Annotated in this window: 15 protein-coding genes; all 15 read right to left on the bottom strand. The window is 44.0% G+C overall.

Translation table 11 applies throughout. From position 1 onward, the window contains the following. Positions 1–10: 10 nt before the first annotated feature. Entirely contained in the window at positions 11–238 is a 228-nt protein-coding gene (locus EIZ37_RS25025) for a hypothetical protein (RefSeq protein WP_134687488.1), read from the bottom strand. A 638-nt stretch (positions 239–876) separates the two neighbouring features. Continuing rightward, positions 877–2,106, bottom strand: coding sequence for a GGDEF domain-containing protein (locus tag EIZ37_RS25015; RefSeq protein WP_134687487.1), 1,230 nt, complete (start codon positions 2,104–2,106; stop codon positions 877–879). A gap of 372 nt (positions 2,107–2,478) precedes the next feature. Continuing rightward, on the bottom strand, positions 2,479–2,808 hold the full coding sequence (locus tag EIZ37_RS25010; protein WP_134687486.1) for a hypothetical protein: 330 nt from the start codon (positions 2,806–2,808) through the stop codon (positions 2,479–2,481). Positions 2,809–2,873: 65 nt separating this feature from the next. Beyond that, complete coding sequence (locus tag EIZ37_RS25005; RefSeq protein WP_167569123.1) at positions 2,874–4,625, bottom strand: putative bifunctional diguanylate cyclase/phosphodiesterase; 1,752 nt, start codon at positions 4,623–4,625, stop codon at positions 2,874–2,876. Positions 4,626–4,822: 197 nt separating this feature from the next. Further along, a complete protein-coding gene (locus EIZ37_RS25000; protein WP_134687484.1) occupies positions 4,823–5,356 on the bottom strand; it encodes a chemotaxis protein CheW in 534 nt (177 codons plus the stop codon). A gap of 106 nt (positions 5,357–5,462) precedes the next feature. Next, on the bottom strand, positions 5,463–6,476 hold the full coding sequence (locus EIZ37_RS24995) for a phenylacetaldoxime dehydratase family protein (RefSeq protein ID WP_134687483.1): 1,014 nt from the start codon (positions 6,474–6,476) through the stop codon (positions 5,463–5,465). A 103-nt stretch (positions 6,477–6,579) separates the two neighbouring features. Beyond that, on the bottom strand, positions 6,580–7,410 hold the full coding sequence (locus EIZ37_RS24990; RefSeq protein WP_134687482.1) for a methyl-accepting chemotaxis protein: 831 nt from the start codon (positions 7,408–7,410) through the stop codon (positions 6,580–6,582). A gap of 39 nt (positions 7,411–7,449) precedes the next feature. Then, entirely contained in the window at positions 7,450–8,823 is a 1,374-nt protein-coding gene (locus EIZ37_RS24985) for a DJ-1/PfpI family protein (RefSeq protein ID WP_134687481.1), read from the bottom strand. A 186-nt stretch (positions 8,824–9,009) separates the two neighbouring features. Then, on the bottom strand, positions 9,010–9,657 hold the full coding sequence (locus EIZ37_RS24980) for a response regulator transcription factor (RefSeq protein ID WP_134687480.1): 648 nt from the start codon (positions 9,655–9,657) through the stop codon (positions 9,010–9,012). 5 nt (positions 9,658–9,662) lie between these two features. Continuing rightward, the gene (locus EIZ37_RS24975; protein ID WP_235828223.1) at positions 9,663–12,089 is read right to left on the bottom strand and encodes a sensor histidine kinase; all 2,427 of its coding nucleotides are present in this window, start codon (positions 12,087–12,089) and stop codon (positions 9,663–9,665) included. A 321-nt stretch (positions 12,090–12,410) separates the two neighbouring features. Next, positions 12,411–13,466, bottom strand: coding sequence for a sensor histidine kinase (locus tag EIZ37_RS24970; protein WP_134687479.1), 1,056 nt, complete (start codon positions 13,464–13,466; stop codon positions 12,411–12,413). Continuing rightward, positions 13,463–14,137 carry a response regulator transcription factor gene (locus tag EIZ37_RS24965; RefSeq protein WP_134687478.1) on the bottom strand — a complete coding sequence of 225 codons (675 nt, stop codon included), beginning with the start codon at positions 14,135–14,137 and terminating at the stop codon, positions 13,463–13,465. Before EIZ37_RS24965 ends, EIZ37_RS24970 begins: the two co-directional genes overlap by 4 nt. Positions 14,138–14,155: 18 nt before the next feature. After that, the gene (locus EIZ37_RS24960; protein ID WP_134687477.1) at positions 14,156–15,904 is read right to left on the bottom strand and encodes an ABC transporter ATP-binding protein; all 1,749 of its coding nucleotides are present in this window, start codon (positions 15,902–15,904) and stop codon (positions 14,156–14,158) included. A 268-nt stretch (positions 15,905–16,172) separates the two neighbouring features. Then, positions 16,173–16,967 carry an alpha/beta fold hydrolase gene (locus tag EIZ37_RS24955; protein ID WP_134687476.1) on the bottom strand — a complete coding sequence of 265 codons (795 nt, stop codon included), beginning with the start codon at positions 16,965–16,967 and terminating at the stop codon, positions 16,173–16,175. 16 nt (positions 16,968–16,983) lie between these two features. After that, entirely contained in the window at positions 16,984–18,039 is a 1,056-nt protein-coding gene (locus tag EIZ37_RS24950; protein WP_134687475.1) for an alpha/beta hydrolase, read from the bottom strand. Positions 18,040–18,470: the final 431 nt, after the last annotated feature.

Raw genomic sequence — 18,470 nt, 5'->3', positions numbered from 1 at the left:
TATCCCGGCGCTAGTGGGTCAAATTAATTCCGGCGTTGACAATTGCCCTATTCATTTGTTCTTTATCGGCGGTGTGGTATTCAAAACCGCTTGCAGGGAGTATGTGTCCAACATACATCTTCGAAACAGTCTCTTCACTTAAGCCTATCAGCTTGTTATCGTCCAGCTTCATTTCTTCTTGACCACATCCTTGAATCATGAACATCGTAAACACGATAATGAAAAAAAGTTTTTGCATGTTAACCCCATCCTATACACAGAAGACACAATAGCGAGTAAGAAAGTTTACTAGTAAATATACCCACACATCTTGCATGACTTTTAGTAAACCAGGCATTCCAATACATACCCTGCGTCAAAATAAAAAACCTCACCAAAAAGATGAGGTCCTCCCCATTCACATAGATTTTTGATTCGTTCACGGAACAGTTCACAAATCAGCCCTTCTACAAACCAAGCAATTTTTCAACTGCGGATTCTTAGCACTATCTGTCGTGAAGCATCAGCTTCGACCGTGCATTAAGTGCATCAATCGTGAAATAGTTCTTTAAGAACGAATTGCCTATTATCAAGAAATCGTTTCGTAACAACCTAATGAAGCGTGTCCTCATAACTGATTTCATTTATTGGTTGCGTATCAAAATTAAATATTTGCGCATCCGGGTACCCCAATAAAATGGAGAGCGTGTAGCAATGATAAATTGGGCAAAAATTCGCCCCCAGTTTGATTTCATCATTTCGCTTTCGTTCCTTGTTTTTGTATGGATCTGATTGTCATCGAATATAACTTCCCATTAAAGCGGCAAGGCCGCTTGATCCTTGACCAGGCAGCCCATGTTGTCGCCGTTTATTGAGTTCTCGTACCCGTTACCCCGCCTATAATAGAATTTGACCGACGGTTACCCTATTTCTCCCAGAATGTTTAGAAGCAAGGAGTAATTCATCTGCTTGCACATAACCTTTTTCTACGGAAACTTGTTCGCAATGATTTAAGTAAACAAAACCGAAAGAAGCTGTTAAAGCAAGTTTAATTCGTTCCCCTTCAAATTCAGCTTGGACAGTACTTTGTTCTACTTCTAGACGGATGCTTTCCACCAGCTCCTCACATTCTTCAAATGTTTTCCTTCTTAAAAAAAGAGTGAATTCTTCCCCGCCTGTTCGAAAAAACAAATCATCCCCTTGCATTCGGCTCTTGACGATTTCTGCAAAGTGCTGAATGACACGGTCTCCGATAAAATGATTGTAGCTATCATTAAATTGCTTAAAATGATCTATATCTGCTACCACGATTCCCATGCTTTCCTTATTCTCGTTCAATTTCTCAATCTGTATGGCCATATAAGCACGATTATAGGCACCAGTCAGATAGTCCGTGTAAGCCATTTCTTTAAATTTGTCTCGCTCCAGTTTGTCTTCGATGCTTTGAGCCTTGATTCGAAAAGATTGATTGACAAGATAACTAAGCAGAAACAGCCCGATCAATACTTTCCAATTATGTTCCATTAGAAATTGTGCAAGTAAAGCATTTGTAATGGCGTTTGTAGCTAAGTCCATCAAGTTTCTCGTTCTAATAAACACAATAGCTTCTTTAACCGTCTTGATTTGTTTATCTAAAACGAATGCAAAAATAATCAAGATATCGGAAACCAATGCACTAACGGCAGTAATGGCAAAAAAGGAAATCCAATAAAATAGGACATGATCTTGCAAAGAAGGCATCAGTTTCCCGTATAAATAAAACCCAACCGAGTTAAACAGAACAACAGAACCGACATTGAAAAATGAGTCTACCCATTCTGTTGAATCTGCGATTCCTTTCGATTTTCTATATACGGAAATAATCAACCGATAGACCAGTTCATATAGAAATAATCCGCATGGAGTCATCATTATTCCAAAAGATAATTGATAATTGATGCCAAAATCCATCGTATATTTACCCTTCTGGCTAATTATCCGGAGATGATAATAGAGAAGCGCAAAAAACAAATATAATCCATATGCTTTGGCATAATTCCAATCGAACAAGTAGTCAGAAAACGTATGATACGCGATTGTAATCGCAGCAACAAACAAAAAATAATAATAGAGATAAAGCATTTTCATATTTATTCATCCTTGTAAAGTCATTGTTGTTACCTTGATAATTCCCTATGGATGAACAAATGAAACCTACTTCCAGCAGCGTTAATATCCATGTCAATTGCCGTCAGTTAACCTGACACAAATATTATCTAATACGTATAACGCATACGATCTGATATTTTTATTAAAACCCACGTATTACCGCGGGCCTTGGTCAAATATGATTTTTTCTGCTCTCCCTTTTCATTGTTGATCCCCTAATTCTTGTGTGAATCGAGCCCTTCCACTACTATTTCGAATTCGTGCCATGGGCTAGAAATCTCGTTCATATACCCTTAGAAGCCAAATTCCATGATGGCTATTTTTTATCGATGGCAACTGGTCGGGGTTTGCCTATAGATCTCCAAAATATTCGTCCAATCGTTCCAGGGCAACCTGAACATCGCCTTGAATATCAAAAAGCATGGTCAAATGACTGCTTTTTGAAATTGCGTATTTCGTTGCGTAATATAACGAAGGTTTATGGTGCTTGAGAAAAATCATGATTTCTGAACTAGGTGGCGTCAATGGCCGAACCCTCAATAATTGATTGAGATAAAGCGTTAGTTTTTTTACACTCTCGACAGAATCACTGTCCGTCAATTTATAGATATCAGAAATAATTCTTTTCAGCTCCAACTTTTTTTGGTTTAGAAGCACCTCGTGTGACAATATTTCGAGCATTGTTTACCTCCACAGTTTTCTTTCAAAATCTACTCGTAAACGGAGCATCCAAGTTTTCACTATTTTTAAATAAGCTCTCTTACATTGCCTGCCAAACCATCTGATTTTTCCGTTATTTTGAAGGCATGCTCACTTATAAAATGAGGAAGAAGACCCACGGGCATCGGCTTTGAAACCAGGTAACCTTGAAAATAATCGAAATGGAGCCGCTTGAGCAAATCAAATTGCTCGAACGTTTCTACCCCCTCAGCAACCACTTTCTTGTGTAATTCATGGGCCATCGTGATGACAGCATTCAGGATGGCTTCATCTTCCGCCTTTCCGCTTTGAATAAATGATTTGTCAATTTTCAGGTTATGAAAAGGCAATCGTTTTAAATAACTAAGGGATGAGTACCCTGTCCCGAAATCATCAATCGAAATGTGGACCCCCATCTGAAGCAGCTCTTTCAGCGTTTCAATCGCTGTTTCTACGTTTTGAGCAACAGCACTCTCTGTGATCTCGAGTTCCAATCGGTTCGCTTCTAGTCCAGATGATCGAAGGATTTCTCGGATTTGTTTGGTTAGCTGTTTATTTTCCAATTGCAGAGGTGACAAGTTTACAGCCACCATATGGGGGACCCCATGCAAAAGATGCAACTCCTTCATATCATGACAAGCTTTCCGTATCACCCAAAGACCGATGGGATTGATTAATCCGGTTTCTTCGGCGAGAGGGATAAAATCCACCGGTGATATCCAGCCCATTCGATGGTGTTTCCATCTTACCAGCGCCTCAAATCCTCTAAGGATTCCCTGCTTTACTTCTACGATTGGTTGATAATGCACTTCTAATTCTCCACGGCGGACAGCCTTTTTCAATTCACTTGCAAGCAGATAACGATCCACTTTGGAAATCACGACTTCTTTATCATAGAAGCGATATGTGTTGCCCCCAGCTCTCTTGGCGAGATTTAACGCTGCCTTGGCATTTTTAAACAATGTCTCAAGCGTTTGGCCGTCTTGAGGGAATACGCTTATCCCAATACTCCCAGTAACATCCACTTCTCGGTCGTCGACGAGGAAGGGTGACTGCAATTGACGCAAGATCTTGCGGACAAGCTGGATGACATCGCGTTTTTGGCTGATATTCATACACAATATGGCGAACTCATCACCACCCAATCTGGCCAATAATTGTTCAGTGCCAATCGAAATCATCAATCGGTTCGCTGCCTCCTTGAGCAAGAGATCTGAGGCAAGCTGACTAAAGGATTCATTGATCAAAGAGAATCGGTCAAGATTTACGAGGATGAGCGCCACTTTATATTGGTTGCCTTGTCCCTTGCTAAGCTCTGCTTGAAAACGCTCACGAAAATAGGCTCGATTAGGGAGCTTCGTGAGTTGATCCACGAACGTCAACTCATTCACTAACTTTTTTTGCTCCGTGATGTCCCGCGAGATACCGATATGTCCGCAGACGTTACCCTTCATATCGACCAAAGGTGAGATTGTCAACAGGACATGAATCAGGGTTCCCTCTTTGGTCATACGAATCGTTTCATACCCAGAAACCACTCCGCCTTTTTTGGCTCTTTCGTGCAAGTGCTCTGCTTCCCTCAAAAAGTCGCTAGGAATAATCGGGAGTTTACGCCCAATGATCTCCGACTCTTTCCAACCATACATTTGCTCAAATGCATTATTTACCTTAATAAGACGGCCACTCATGTCCACAACATCGACTGCATCCGTAATGTGGTCAATAAGCACATTAAATTGATTGCTAATGATTTGGAAGCGCGCTTCTGAATAAAACTTCCTGCAGTCAATCTTATCCAACTCCACCTCACCCCTTCGTTCAAAAATGGAAATCATGCGTTATTTTCGACTTTGGAGACTTACAATCTCATAAGTGACACCTATCAGAAGCAAACACACGACTGCCAGGGAATTTCGAATAGGCTATTTCGTAGAAATAGCCTAAAGTGAGATGTCTGGTTTGTTCGGCTCGGATACACAATATTTTTTTACGCACATTAGACATAGGTTGTTTCCGATAGCTCTTGGTCGGTGCCATGAACTCCGTTGGAGCCTTCAAACCGTTTCTCCAACAGCATTTCATCAACGTCTAACACACTGATTAACTGTTTGCCGATTTTTGCAAACCTTGCCGTGTGTTCTGTGCCATTCACGAATATAGATGTTTCTTGGAGCATATCTTCCGTGACATCAATGACTTCCTTGGCATCATCCACAGTGAACCCCATTAATCCTTTCAGGGTTTGAAGGACAACCATCCTTTTACCCTCTGATACGACGTTTGCCCTACTATTTGTTAACAGAAATTGAAGATCAACAATCGGTATGATGGATCCGCGAAGATCTACTATCCCGCAAATATAATCCGGTAATTGTGGAACGGTTCGAAATGCTCCAAGGATTTCAATCGACCGAACTTGATGGATAGAAATGCCAAACTCTTCCATCCCCAAACGAAACACGAGAAGCTTGCTTTCTCTGAAATCCTTCACGTAAATTCCCCCAAGCTTTCTTTTCACCCGTTTACGCATTCATGGCCTTCTCTAATTTTCCATCCGTGCCAACGCATTTATATTCGACTTTATTTACATGTTTTGATTAGGTTGCGAGCCATCCCCTTCACGGCTGGATATCCAATCACTTCTGACCAAATAGATGTGCAAATTTTAAGAGGCCAGTTGATGAATGACAATTCATATATTCAAATATTACTTGATCTGTCCTTAGAACAGATACCTCATGCCAAAGGGCAAGCTCTGTTGCAAAATTATGCTTCTTCAACATTTCAAAAAATGTCTGATAAATTTTCAGATGCGAGGGATGACTCTTCGCCCAATCTTCTAGATGTGCTAGAGATAAAAAGTACGCGATTGTGCACGACTTATCAAGCGAATCCCCATCTAAATCGACTTCGTAAACAAATCGCGATGATAAACACCCTGTTTCCGATGGATTCTCCCTGATGTAGTCAGAGCCTTCTAGCAAGGTAGGCTCCACTAAATCTAGATAAGTTTTTCTTTCTTCATCGCTGCATTGACTCCAATTTTGCGCAGTTCGAATCAAACAGATATGATCCGGTGGATATACGCGGATTCTTTTTCCTAACGTCACACCGATTTCTGGTTCTAGCACTTTCTTATCGTACTCAGTGTCAAGGCTATCATGCGCTGAAGCCGGGATACGATCCCTCATCGAGCCCCAATATTCATGAACCTTTGTATATTTTAACGGCAAGAAATTCGACACTCCATTATCATAATTCTCGCCAGAATGGAGGGTCTCCATATGATCGTTAGAAATAAATACGATTTCTCTCCAAAGCCCAATATCTTGTGCTATAGGGCTCGCAGTTTCACTCCAATATTTTCCATTAGAGGAACTCAAATTCCATTTCTCGAATGCTTCTTTATTATCCCAATAAGCCAAGAAGATATGGTTGACGTATTCATCAATATCTTGATGAACAGCTCGATCTACATGTGCTGGTCCATTGGGAGCATGAAAAGCTTTGAGGAATTGTTCGATATATCCCGTAGGGTTCATCCCCTTCTTTGCTTGGATGCCGAATTGTCCAAAAACGATACATTCCGTATTCAGTTCTGCTGTCCAAGCATTTGATTTTGGGTCATGGTCCTGTGGCAATGTGGTCATACGTTTATTCTCCTCCCGGAAATGTCGCCTCTTGACTCCGAGCTTTTTCCAGCATACATAGACTGATGCTCGTCACCTGGACAGACGCAGCAATGATCCCTTGTCAGGATTTAGGTTTTAACAAATCCGTAACAAAACTGTTCAAGGTGTCGCTTAACTGATTTAATTCTTCCGTCAGTCTCGTGAATAACTCCGAGTGAGCTGCCAAATCACTAGAAGATTGACTGATATCATTGATGCTGTCGTTCATGCCGATAATGGAGCTTTTCATTTGTTGTAAAAAAGCACCGATTTTTTTCGAAGCCTCATCAGAATGATGAGATAATTTTCGGATTTCCGTTGCAACCACCGAAAAGGTTTTCCCATATTCGCCGGCTCGGGCCGCCTCAATCGCCGCATTCAGGCCAAGCAGATTCGATTGCTGCGCAACGCTATGGATAAACGAAATGACGCTGTCCATATTCTCCGTATTCTGCAAATTCAATGCGGATGTAGACGATATTTCTTGAATCGTTGCCGAGAGTTGTTCCGCGTGGGCTGTGATCGAATGCGTTTGATCCGCGATCGTATTGGACATCCGATCCAATTTCCCGATAATATCCTTCAGCAAATATTCCTTGTGCAAGCTGATTCCAAATCCGAGGCAGCCGATCCATTCTCCCTTTTCATCGAACAACGGATAGCCGATTGCTTTAAACGGCGGCCCATATTCGGGTGGGGCAATCTGCTCCACCCGATCCATGGTTTTCTTTATATTCCCAAACAAGTCATAATCCAGAAAAGGCTGCCCGATCGCAATCGGAGCATTCAGTGATTTTGATGGGGAATAGTAAACGTACTTCTCGGTGTCCGTAACTGCCACCATAAAGTCTTCCTCACAAAAGATTTTCGTGAGAACGGGTCCGAGTGAGATTGCTTGTTCAAGACTATTCATGTAGTCATCCTCCTGGTTTGTTATCGTACCGATCCTTTATCAACGCGTTACTGGTTGATGACGGCCTCTCTTCCCTTTTCGAATGAATCGTCTATCGATACAGAAAGCAATGAGCAATGCCGCTAAAACAAGCAGAACAGGTATACCAAATGCTTCATAGGAAAACGGGCTGCCTTCGAATCGTAGATTGGTGGCACGATATTCCAATCGCTTGGTACCATATTTTGCCGTGAGGACGTCCTCCTGCTTGGCCAAATCTTCAAGCGGAGCGTCAAAGATGAATCGGTCTGCGGTGCCTCTGTGAATGAACGCAGGCGCCACGTTGTTTCCCTTTTCGTTCCACTGTTTGATCTCTTCCGCAGCCAAGGTCTGCGCCTCTACTCCCGAAACGAACAGGCGATCCAGCTTCGGCGCATTCGCCATTTGATAGCGGGCGACCAGGTTGAGGTGATATTTCGTAACGATCGGCTGCTGGGCGTCGGAGATGGTGTACACCTTTGCGGTTCCAGAAGCGGCATACGTATCAAATATCGCCGAGAGTGCCCCGTCATCCATCCCGTTATACAGCAAGACCCCTGTGCTTTTTTTGTTCCATTGGAAGGCTTGATTGAACGTAAAAATCAATTCGGTGCGATCCACATAATGAGGGTCAACCTTCGGATTTTTCACAAAATGATAGGAAGGGTAGTTCATCTCTTTCGCGAGTTTCTCCGCCATCGGTTCCCCTAATTGCTGTGAGATCACATAGAGGACGGCATCGATTCCTGAAGTGAGACCAGCTGAGGAAACGATATTCCCGTCTGCGACAAAGCGCAGATCCCTTCTCCAGTCTGTTTCCGGATATTGATTGATTTCTTGATAATCAAAGCTTTTCCAGTCCGTGGTTGCTTCTTTCCCTCTTAATAAACCTGTATCGGCCAGATTCAATGCCCCAGCGCAAATGCTTAACAGCTTCGTATCCGCATGTTTCTGTATCCATTCCCGGACAGGTTTATACTTGTCCTCGTCAACCATAGGCATGGCCGGAATCACAATCAGGTCGGGGCTTTTGCCTAATAAGCGATCCAGCTCATCAAATGAATAGTGCGGCAATAGATCTAGACCGCCAGAGAGTGTTTTCATGTTTTTGTCCGGGGCGACTGCATAAACGTTATAGGCGTCCGTCATCGCGAACATTTCATACGGAACCATAAAATCAAACACTTCTGTCGTCGGATTGGATAAAAGGACAGCCACTGTAGGTTTTTTCGGGTCATGTGCAGGCGTACTCACGCCCAGCGAAGCAGGCAATGGTGTTTGCCGGGTCGGAATCCAATAACCCTGATTGGAGCGCACATACCCAAACGCCCCGACCCCTCCGAAAAGGATAACGAACGTCATGACATAGACAACGACACGTAATAATACCTTCATCTTTGATTCTCCTCTGAAGTAAATTTTCGTTTTTGCTTTTTGTCTGGAATCATCTTATCGTGATAGAAGATCTTGTAACGCGCAAAAAATGACAAACTCAACGCAAAAGATTGCGGTCTTCACGCAAATCCGGATTCAGCTTTTTATAAATAAAAATGGCCGGTAACTACCGGCCTATCATCCTCGTCAATATAAATCTTCACTTGGCAGTATTCCTAAGCTCTTGGCTTTTTTAATGACCTCAACCCTTGAGTTGACGCGTAATTTATCGAATAAGGCTGTGATACTATATTCCAATTTTCGTTGGCTGATCATCAGCGTTTTCGAGATCTCTTTATTGCTTTTCCCTTTCGCCAATTCTCGCAGCAGTTTTTCTTCTTCGCTCGTAATCGTGGAGTTATCACTTTCCTTTTCGCCGAGCAACACAATTTCCTGGCGCCTTAGCTGTTTGAGGAGCTGCATGGGAACAATCGCCTCTTTTCTCGCTGCGCAGCGTATGGCCTGGATTAATTGTTCACGTGTGGAGGTTTTCGCTATAAAGCCGGAGACACCCGATTCCATAAGCAAATTGAAATGTGGGGCAATGTCAAACCCGGAATAAATGAGAATGACCGCATCGGGCACATATTCTAGCACTTTACGCGCCAAATCCGCTCCGTTGATATTTGGCATGTATAAATCAAATAGCATGACATCAAATTTCTTTAGTCGGGCCAAATCCGGCACATAATACACATCCGTCTCGATCGTGACATTCATGTCTGGTTCGGATTCAATCAACATTTTTGTCCCTTCAACCACCGACCTGTGATCGTCAACCAATAATATTTCCATAGCGTTCACCTTTGTGTATGTAATGGTATAGAAATGTTTACTTGTAACCCTTCTTGTAAAGCGGATTTCAGTTTCACTTCCCCTTCTAAACTGAGAACCCTTTTTTCAATGCCTGTAATCCCCATATGTTGGAACGAACCTTCAAAAGCGGATAGATCCATTCCCACTCCATCGTCCGAGTAGGTGAAATACATATGGTCTTCCTTGCAAGCAAGCGATATCGTCACCTTATTTGCCTGCGAGTGCTTCGTTGCATTATTTAGCAGCTCCTGTACGATCCGATAGAGCCCTAAAATTTGATCCTCGTTTAACGAACAATTAAATTGTTCCGTCAAGAAGTCGATCTCATAATTAGAAAACATAAGCGTATATGAAAAAAGGCTTTTCAATGATTCGACCAGACCCATTTTTAGAAGAAATGGGGGTCGCAGCTCGTTGCAGGTGATGCGGAGTTGATGGATGGCATCTAGCAGTCCCTCTTCAATTTGTTCAAGCTCATCTTGCGTTTCCTTGGCAAATGCAGCAGAGGAACGCAACGATTCAAGTTTTCGATACCAGATGATCAGATCCTGAAGCACCGAATCGTGCAGGTCACTGGATAGCGAGGCTCTTTCCTTCTCCGATAGCTTAAATAATAGTTTAAGCATCCATTTGGGCGTCACATTTTTTGTTACCATGTCTTCAAGCCGCTTCATCAAATCTTCAATCAGATGCAGATTGTCATACAGGATGGTGACGTAATGACACGCCGTTTCAAGCCATTCTTCCTCAATCTTTAGCATGACATGATCCATTGCGATGCGTAAATAGACAGGGTTCTGCTTCTCTGCGATTTTGATCCATCTTTCAGACGTATTCATCAAGCCATGTTCCTGTTCGCGCGGTATTTCTTCAATGGATACACTTGTAACCGGGAACACTGACTTTACTTCTTCCATGAGTCGGTTCTCAAGCTCTGATACTTTCATGACGTTGACCAGATCATGGGAGAAACGATTTAAACTTTGCTGTAGTGTTTTATATCTCTCCTCGCTTTGGATCAACTCCCGCTCTTCTTTTTTCCGTTGTGTAATATCCTTTACGATTCCATGTATCCCGATTAACTCCCCGGAAAGAAAGATGGGTACAAAAGTAATACTTACAATCTTCTCGCCGTGCTCGGACCTTGTGATGCGGCATTCAATATCCCTCGGTTCTCGTGTTTTCATGACATGGAAGATTGCTTCATATACCAGAGGATGATCTTCATCCACAATTAACCCCATAAAGCAGCGATCCGGAAGCTTCTCTAATTGGATACCGGTGATTCTTTCAAAAGACCGATTGGCATTTACAAAATAAAAACCATTTAATTCGATAGAAAATACGCCGTCCAAATTGTTTTCAAACAAAGACTTATACCTCTGTTCGCTCTCCTCCAATGCCATTTCCGAACGTTTTTTCTCGGTAATATCCAATAAGATGCTATCGAATCGTTCAACCACACCCGCTTGATCCAGATGGGGATGAATAAAGAATTTGGCCCATCTGATTTCGTCAGGAACGTGAATGAATCGAACTACCTGTTCAACCGGCATCCCCATGTCCAGCTTACGTTTGACTTCTCCCATGAGCACATCGTTATCCTCCGGGTGGATGTGGTCATGGACACGAATGGGATTGGACATGACTTCATCCCTGGATAACCCAACTATTTTCTCTATGCTTCGGGAACAAAACGTGTAATGGGTAAAATCTTTAGCTGGAGACAAGACTGCGGCGTTTACATTATCCAAAATATTTTCCAGTAATTCCTCTTTCTTTTTCCGTTCCGTCACATTTCTGGCAACTGCTACAACGTACTCTACATCACCTTCGCCGTTAGAGACCGGCGTTAACCGTACTTCAATATGAACCACATTTCCTTTAGCGTGAATCAGCCTATACTCCAATTCCATCGGCTCTTTCGACTGTACAGCCTGCTCGAGTGACGAACGCACACGGTTCAGATCTTCCTGGTGGATAATTTCGGCTGCATTCAACCTTTTATAAACGTCGACATCGTATCCTGTTAATGTCTTAATGGAAGGAGACACATAGCGAATAACGATCTCTTTATCGACTAAAATGATCGTGTCTGATGTATTCTCGGCAACAATTCGAAAGTTCTCATCAGGTAGTAAAGCTAATTGATCAGTTGAACCATTCCTCACACTGTCCTTCACTAAGACAGTGAATCCGATCAATTCATTTGCATCGTTCTGTATGCTGACTTTTTCAATACTCCCGCTGATCGTAAGGTGTTGAATCAAGTCCGTCCCTTTGCCATAGAGTTGTTGAAAAGCATCATTATTCCATATCATTCGATCATTCAGATCCGTGATGTAAATCGGATCTGGCAGCTTCTTTAGCAATTGCTGGGCGCTTCTAATCACACCTTGCATTTGATCCATCGCATCGTGTTCTCCTCTGAGAAGGAATTGTAGTTCAGTTCAAATTCACTACTGACATTATACGTAATGTCAGTAGACGCGGCGCGCAAAAAAATAGCGAGTGCCCGCAATTTTCGAAACCCTTCAGCTGGGTTCGAAAGGCAGAACTCCTATTTTCAAGGTAACAGTCTTCCCAATTTAACTAACCAACACAAAAAGTCCGCATCATTGCGTGGGTACTTTTCGTGTTTTAGGTCGTAGTTGCCGTTGTAAGGTTCCCCTGATTATGTATGGTTGAGGCGGTTCTTGGCAATCCAAATCTACTATTTCTCCGTTAAAGGTTCATAGCTGCTTCTTCATTGGCAAAGAAACAGTAAATACACTCCCCTTTTCAAGCTCGCTTTGCACGCATATGCTCCCTTTATGCATGTCGACAATTTTTTTCACGATCGAAAGCCCCAATCCGCTTCCGCTATTGATACGGTTCCGTGATTTGTCCGCTTTATAGAAACGCTCAAAAATATGTTTCTGATCGATCTCTGCGATGCCGATCCCGGTATCCGAAATACGGACAACGACTTCATCTTCGCATTGCTGCAAATGAATGCCGATGGTGCCTTTATCCGGCGTAAATTTAATCGCGTTGTTGAGCAGATTTATCCATACCTGGCTCAATAAATCTTCATCCGCAACCAGATTGACTTTCTCAAGCGAAACATCCATCTCTATCTCTTTTTCCATCCATTGTGGCTCATAGGACAGGACAATATCGCGCAGCTGTTTATCCAAGCGATATGATTTTCGCTCAAACGGATGGTGGTCGGATTCAAGTGAAGTCAACTTCAATAAGTTTTCGCTCAACTTCGACAACCGAAAGCTTTCCTTCTCAATGATAGAAAGATAATGATTGCGTTCCGGAGGGCTGAGCTCATCATTTTGCAGTGCCCGAGCAAATCCGCTGATCGACGTGAGTGGTGACTGAATTTCATGCGATACATTCGAGATAAACTCCTGGCGCATTCGCTCTAGCTCTCTTAGTTCGACCGCCATATCATTGATGCTTTTGGCCAGTTCTCCGATTGGATGATTTTCCTCCACATGTATGTTCAGGGCCACATTAAAATCGCCTTTCGCCATCCGTCTGATCGCCTCTACCATCGGTTGAAACGCCGCTAACCGCTTTGGGTGCATCAACCGTCCAATAAAGAACATTGCAAAAACAAAAAGGAAAAATCCGACCCATGCATTGATGAGCTGTCTCATGAACGCAGACGGATACATGCTGATGCTGTCATAGAGCAAAGACGTAGCGAAAAAAGCGGCAGAAAAGCAGCCGCTAATGACAATCTGAAATCCGATTACGCCCGCCAGCTTGCGTGAAACACGCCTTATCCTCATAAACGAACCTCCAGGCGATATCCCAGCCCTCGAATCGTGCTGATCCGAAACGAATGCTGCTCCTCGGGAAACCGTTCCCGCAATCGTTTAATGTGGACATCCACCGTCCGCTCATCTCCTTCATAGTGATAGCCCCATATTTGTTCAATCAATTGCTCGCGGGAGAAGGTTTTGCCCGGATAACTGGCCAGCTTGAACAACAGGTCGAATTCTTTTCGCGGAAGCGTCATGCTTTTCCCGTCGACCGAGATTTCAAAGGTTTTACGATCAAGCACGAGTTCACCTATTTGCACGCGCTGTGACGTCGCAATTCGGTATCGTTTCAGCAACGCTTTCACTCTTGCCACAAGCTCAAGCGGTTCAAACGGTTTGACCAGATAATCGTCCGTTCCAAGCTCGAAGCCCTTCACTTTTTGAGTCGTTTCCCCTATCGCTGTCAGCATGAGCAGCGGGATTTCGTATTTCTTCCTCAGCTCTTTGCACAACGCCCAGCCATCCATGTTGGGCATCATGATATCCAAAATGACCATATCCACTTTCATCGACTCCATCATGGCCAGCGCTTTTACTCCATCCGTAGCTTCATGGATGTCAAAACCTTCCTTATCCAAAAACAGACTGATCAGTTCCCGGATGTGCGGATCGTCGTCCACGATCAATATATTTGTCATTTTGATGCGTACACCCCTTTACACAAGCTCCTTCATGCGCAATTGCTGAGTGGCAAATTCGCGGTACATGGCGTGCGTGTGAAAAAGCTCTTCATGTGTTCCACTGCCTGTAATCTCTCCTTTTTCCATAAACAAAATATGGTCAGCGTCCACTACGGTAGAAAGGCGGTGGGCAATCACGAGTGTCGTCCGTCCTTTCATTAAATTTTGCAGCGCTTTTTGCACGATAATCTCGGATTTGCTGTCCAAGCTTGACGTAGCTTCATCCAGCATCAAGATTTTGGGATCTCGCAACAACGCCCGTGCGATCGCGATTCTCTGACGTTGTCCTCCGGATAACTTGATTCCTCTCTCCCCTACTTCTGTATCGTATTTGTGGGGAAGCTCCTCGATAAATTCATGAGCATAAGCCATTTCAGCGGCTTTCTGAAGTTCCTCGTCCGTAATTTCCCGATCCATGCCGTAGCAAATGTTGTCTCGAATGGTTCCGGCAATGAGCGGACTCTCCTGGGACACATAGCCAATCTGGCATCTCCATGAACGCAGGGTAAATTCGTCGATGGGATCTGCTCCTAACCTGATTGTGCCGCGCTGTGGATGATAAAATCTTTCGAAGAGGGAAAAGAGTGTGGTTTTTCCGCTACCGCTTGGTCCGACAATCGCGGTTACCTTTCCCGGTTTTACCGTAAAACTCACGTCCTTCAATCTATTTTCACCGTTCTGATAGGCAAATGTCACCCGTTCTACCGCGATTGGCTGATTCGCATCCTGCACGCTTCGCCCCGACGTAAAGTCTTCTTCCCTGGATTCAAGCATCTCAATCAATCTTTCAGTCGCTCCCACCGCTTTTTGCAGCTGCGTAAAGAACATGGTCAATTTACTCAGCGGAATGACAATCTGAATCAGGTACATGATAAAGGCAACCAAATCCCCAGCCGTCAGTGCACCTGTTGTCACCCGCATCCCTCCGTATCCGATGATAATGACCAGCAGCATCGTGATCACGAATGAAATAATCGGGGATATCAGCGCATGGATTTTCGCCTCTTTTAAACCGTATTGCAATAGATTGGTAATGCCTTTTTTCCCGCTCTCGTACTCATTTGCTTCTGCATTGGATGCCTTCACCAGCCGGATTTCCGATAGCACCTGATTCAAAATAGTCGTAAATTGGGCCGTTTCATCCTGCAGCCCTCTGGAGATCTTATGCATTTGGCGTCCAAGCGGCAAAAGAACGGCAAGTGCAAGTGGAACCGTAATCAGCATAATCAAGGTCATTTTCCAATCAAGATACAACAGCACGGTAACCGATCCGATGATAGCGATGATCCCGGTCAAAAAGTTGGCAACATGCTCGGTAATCAGTTCCTTCACCACAGCTGTGTCGTTTGTCATCCGGCTCATGGTTTCCCCTGTCTGATGATTATCATAATATTCCACCGGCAAGACAAGAAGCTTTTTCCATAATCGATCCCGCAGGCTGGCGACGACATGCTGTCCGACATGGTTTAATAAATAAGTTGACATCCCTAATGCGACTGCCTGCCCGATAAAGGCAGCAACCATACCAGCGATTTGCAGCGCATTGATGGAAGCAAGCGAAAAGCTGTCCACGAGATTACTTGTGACCATCGGTATGGCAAGCCCTACGATGGTTGTGGCCACACTCATGAGCAGCGCTACGCTTACCAGCCATTTGGAAGGCTTTGTTTGCCTGATCAGATCATAAAACAGGCGCCATTTTCCCGGTTTTTGTACAGGTTTCATCCGGATTCCCACTCCTATTTACGTATTACGTACCGAATCACATGCGATTTGCTATGAAACGGCATGTCGTTTCTGCTTGTAAATCAATCATACATGATGACGATGAACTCAGTATGAACGGTGGAAAACAAAAAAAACCACCTTAATCAGGTGGCTTCAAGAATATATGTATGTGGTGGAGGCGGGTAGTGGCGGTTCAAACCCACGATTAGCAGCAGCAACCTTTCCCTACTGTTTAGGGCTGCGGCACAGTCGCTCAAGTGAGTATCTACCCCTCTTCCACTTTGTGTAAAAAGGCAAGCAAGGCTTGATTGAATGGTTCGGGTCTTTCTTGTGTGCAGATATGCCTTGCCTCCGGTATGATCACCAATTGGGATGCTTCAATATGCTGGTGCAGATACCGGCTATACTCCACAGGGGTGGTCAGGTCGCCTTCTCCAACGATGATTAAAACCGGCAAGCTGATTTTTGCCAAAATGTCTCTGCTATCCGCATTGACAGAGGCAATCATCGAAGCACGATAGGCCGTGGGATCATTGGCCGCAATCACCTTTTTTGTGTTCTCAATCAACTGGACAGGGGCTTTCTCGGTAAAAGATCGCCTGGCAATGAATTCGGCCAATTCCTCCATTTTCCCCTGGTCTAGGTATGGCAATCGGCTCTCCAAGCTAGCCTGCTTGACTGGTTCCGGAAAATAGGAAAACGTTGCTGCCAGCACCAAGCTTTCCACCTTTTCCGAAAATGCTCGATAAAAGGCTTGGGCGATAGCTCCGCCCATAGACAAACCGACTAGGTGAGCCTTTTCAATCGACAGCTCCTGGAAAAGCTGGTTCAGATCATCAGCATACGTATCAATGTTTACCTCTTCCCCGCGCCATGCCGATTCTCCGTGGCCTCTTAAATCATAGCTTAGCACTCGGAAGCCATTCTTTATCAGCGCTTCCTTTTGCAGTGTCCAATCTTCCAGTCTTTGACCCAGCCCGTGAATCAGTACCACATCGGGGCCTTCTCCTTCCACTTCATAGCGCAATTTGATTCCCTGATTTGTCAAAGTCTGTCTCATCTCCCCTGTACTTTTATTATGGACGGCTTTGCAGGAATTGCAGAATTTTTCCGTGTACTTCTAAGGGTTTTTCAATGTGGGGCGAATGACCGGCTTGCTCTACGACATATTCTTCATAACTTCCGCCGTTTCTTTTATAGTTTTCCAATACATATCTGGTCTGTTTCACCATGGGTTGAGGAGGATAAATGTCTTCACCTGGCCATCCGGGAACGTATCCTTGTTGCCCCAAAAAGCCAAAATCAAAAAACGAGCGATCGGATACAATCGAATCTTCAGCCCCCCGCAGCCATAAAATCGGCGGTTTCGGTTCAATCTCAGCAATGCTGGAAAGATTAAAATACTTCGGCGCGATCGCATTGTTAAAACCTTTTGCGCCTGGCACTACTCCGGGCCACTCTTCACAAGGTTGAAACGTACCGGGATAATGAGCTTCGCCTACTTTTGTTAACAGCATGGAAGTGACGAGCTTCTCTTCTCTTTCTGCCGCTACGGTAAAAGGAGCTTTGAAATAGTAATGATTCATCACATTTAGCGGGCTGTTTGGTTTTTCCGCGGAACGATCCCCACTTTTTAAAAGATCAACAAATTCCGGATTGGCCGTACCTCCGCCCGAGCCTGCGAAATTGGAATAACAAGGGGTTCCTTTTTCGTCTTTCGTCCCTCCAAAACCAAACGGAGAAACAGGATTGATCAGGGTTAACGAAGCAACCGACTCAGGATAATCGATTGCGTATTGCATAACCACTCCACCCCCAAGCGACCAACCGACCAGATGTATCGGGGCTTCAATGCGCAATGCTGTGACAAGTGCACGCAGATCATCCGCCCAATCACTCACTCCTCGCGTCGCATCTACTTCTTTCTCCTCCGATTCACCATAACCCCGCAGGTCTGGAGCCAGCACCCAATAGGATGGCGATAATGCTTCCAGCGTCTCTTCCCAAAAGAGATTGGAAGAAACATTCCCATGAATGAGAAGGACAGGTTGTTGGGCTGAGTCTCCCGCTTCAAGGTAAGAAGTTAGTAAGCGGCTTGTTTCCACTCTTTTTTTCACCGTACCGTGAACCATCGCCTTCACTCCTCTTTTTAAAAACTCGTTGTTATTGAATAGTTTATGCAATTATTGGTACATTCACAATTGAAAAACTATTCACCCTTAAGTGATGGCCTCCATTCAGCGATACTAAGGTAGGAATTTTTTGCAATAAAAAACACCACTCACAATTCGAGCGGTGTACCTTGATATGTATTGGTGGAGGCGGGGCATGGCAGTTAAAACACACTATTCGACGCGGTGAGTTGATACGAGTCTATAATAAGGCAGCATAATTCTCGGTATTCTATAAATTAAATTCGCGTGCTTACAGCTGGGGTACTTACCTAATAACTTATCACCTATTTATTCTTCCGTTTTTGCATTGTGATGCAAAAAAGTGCCAACAAATCTAAAGTCAATAATTCCTGTCACCGCCGGGTTAAAATTGACCCAGGTTCGCCGGA

Origin of the sequence: Brevibacillus migulae, assembly GCF_004521915.1 — a bacterium.
GTDB lineage: Bacteria > Bacillota > Bacilli > Brevibacillales > Brevibacillaceae > Brevibacillus_F > Brevibacillus_F migulae.
This window is presented reverse-complemented; position numbering and strand designations above follow the sequence as displayed.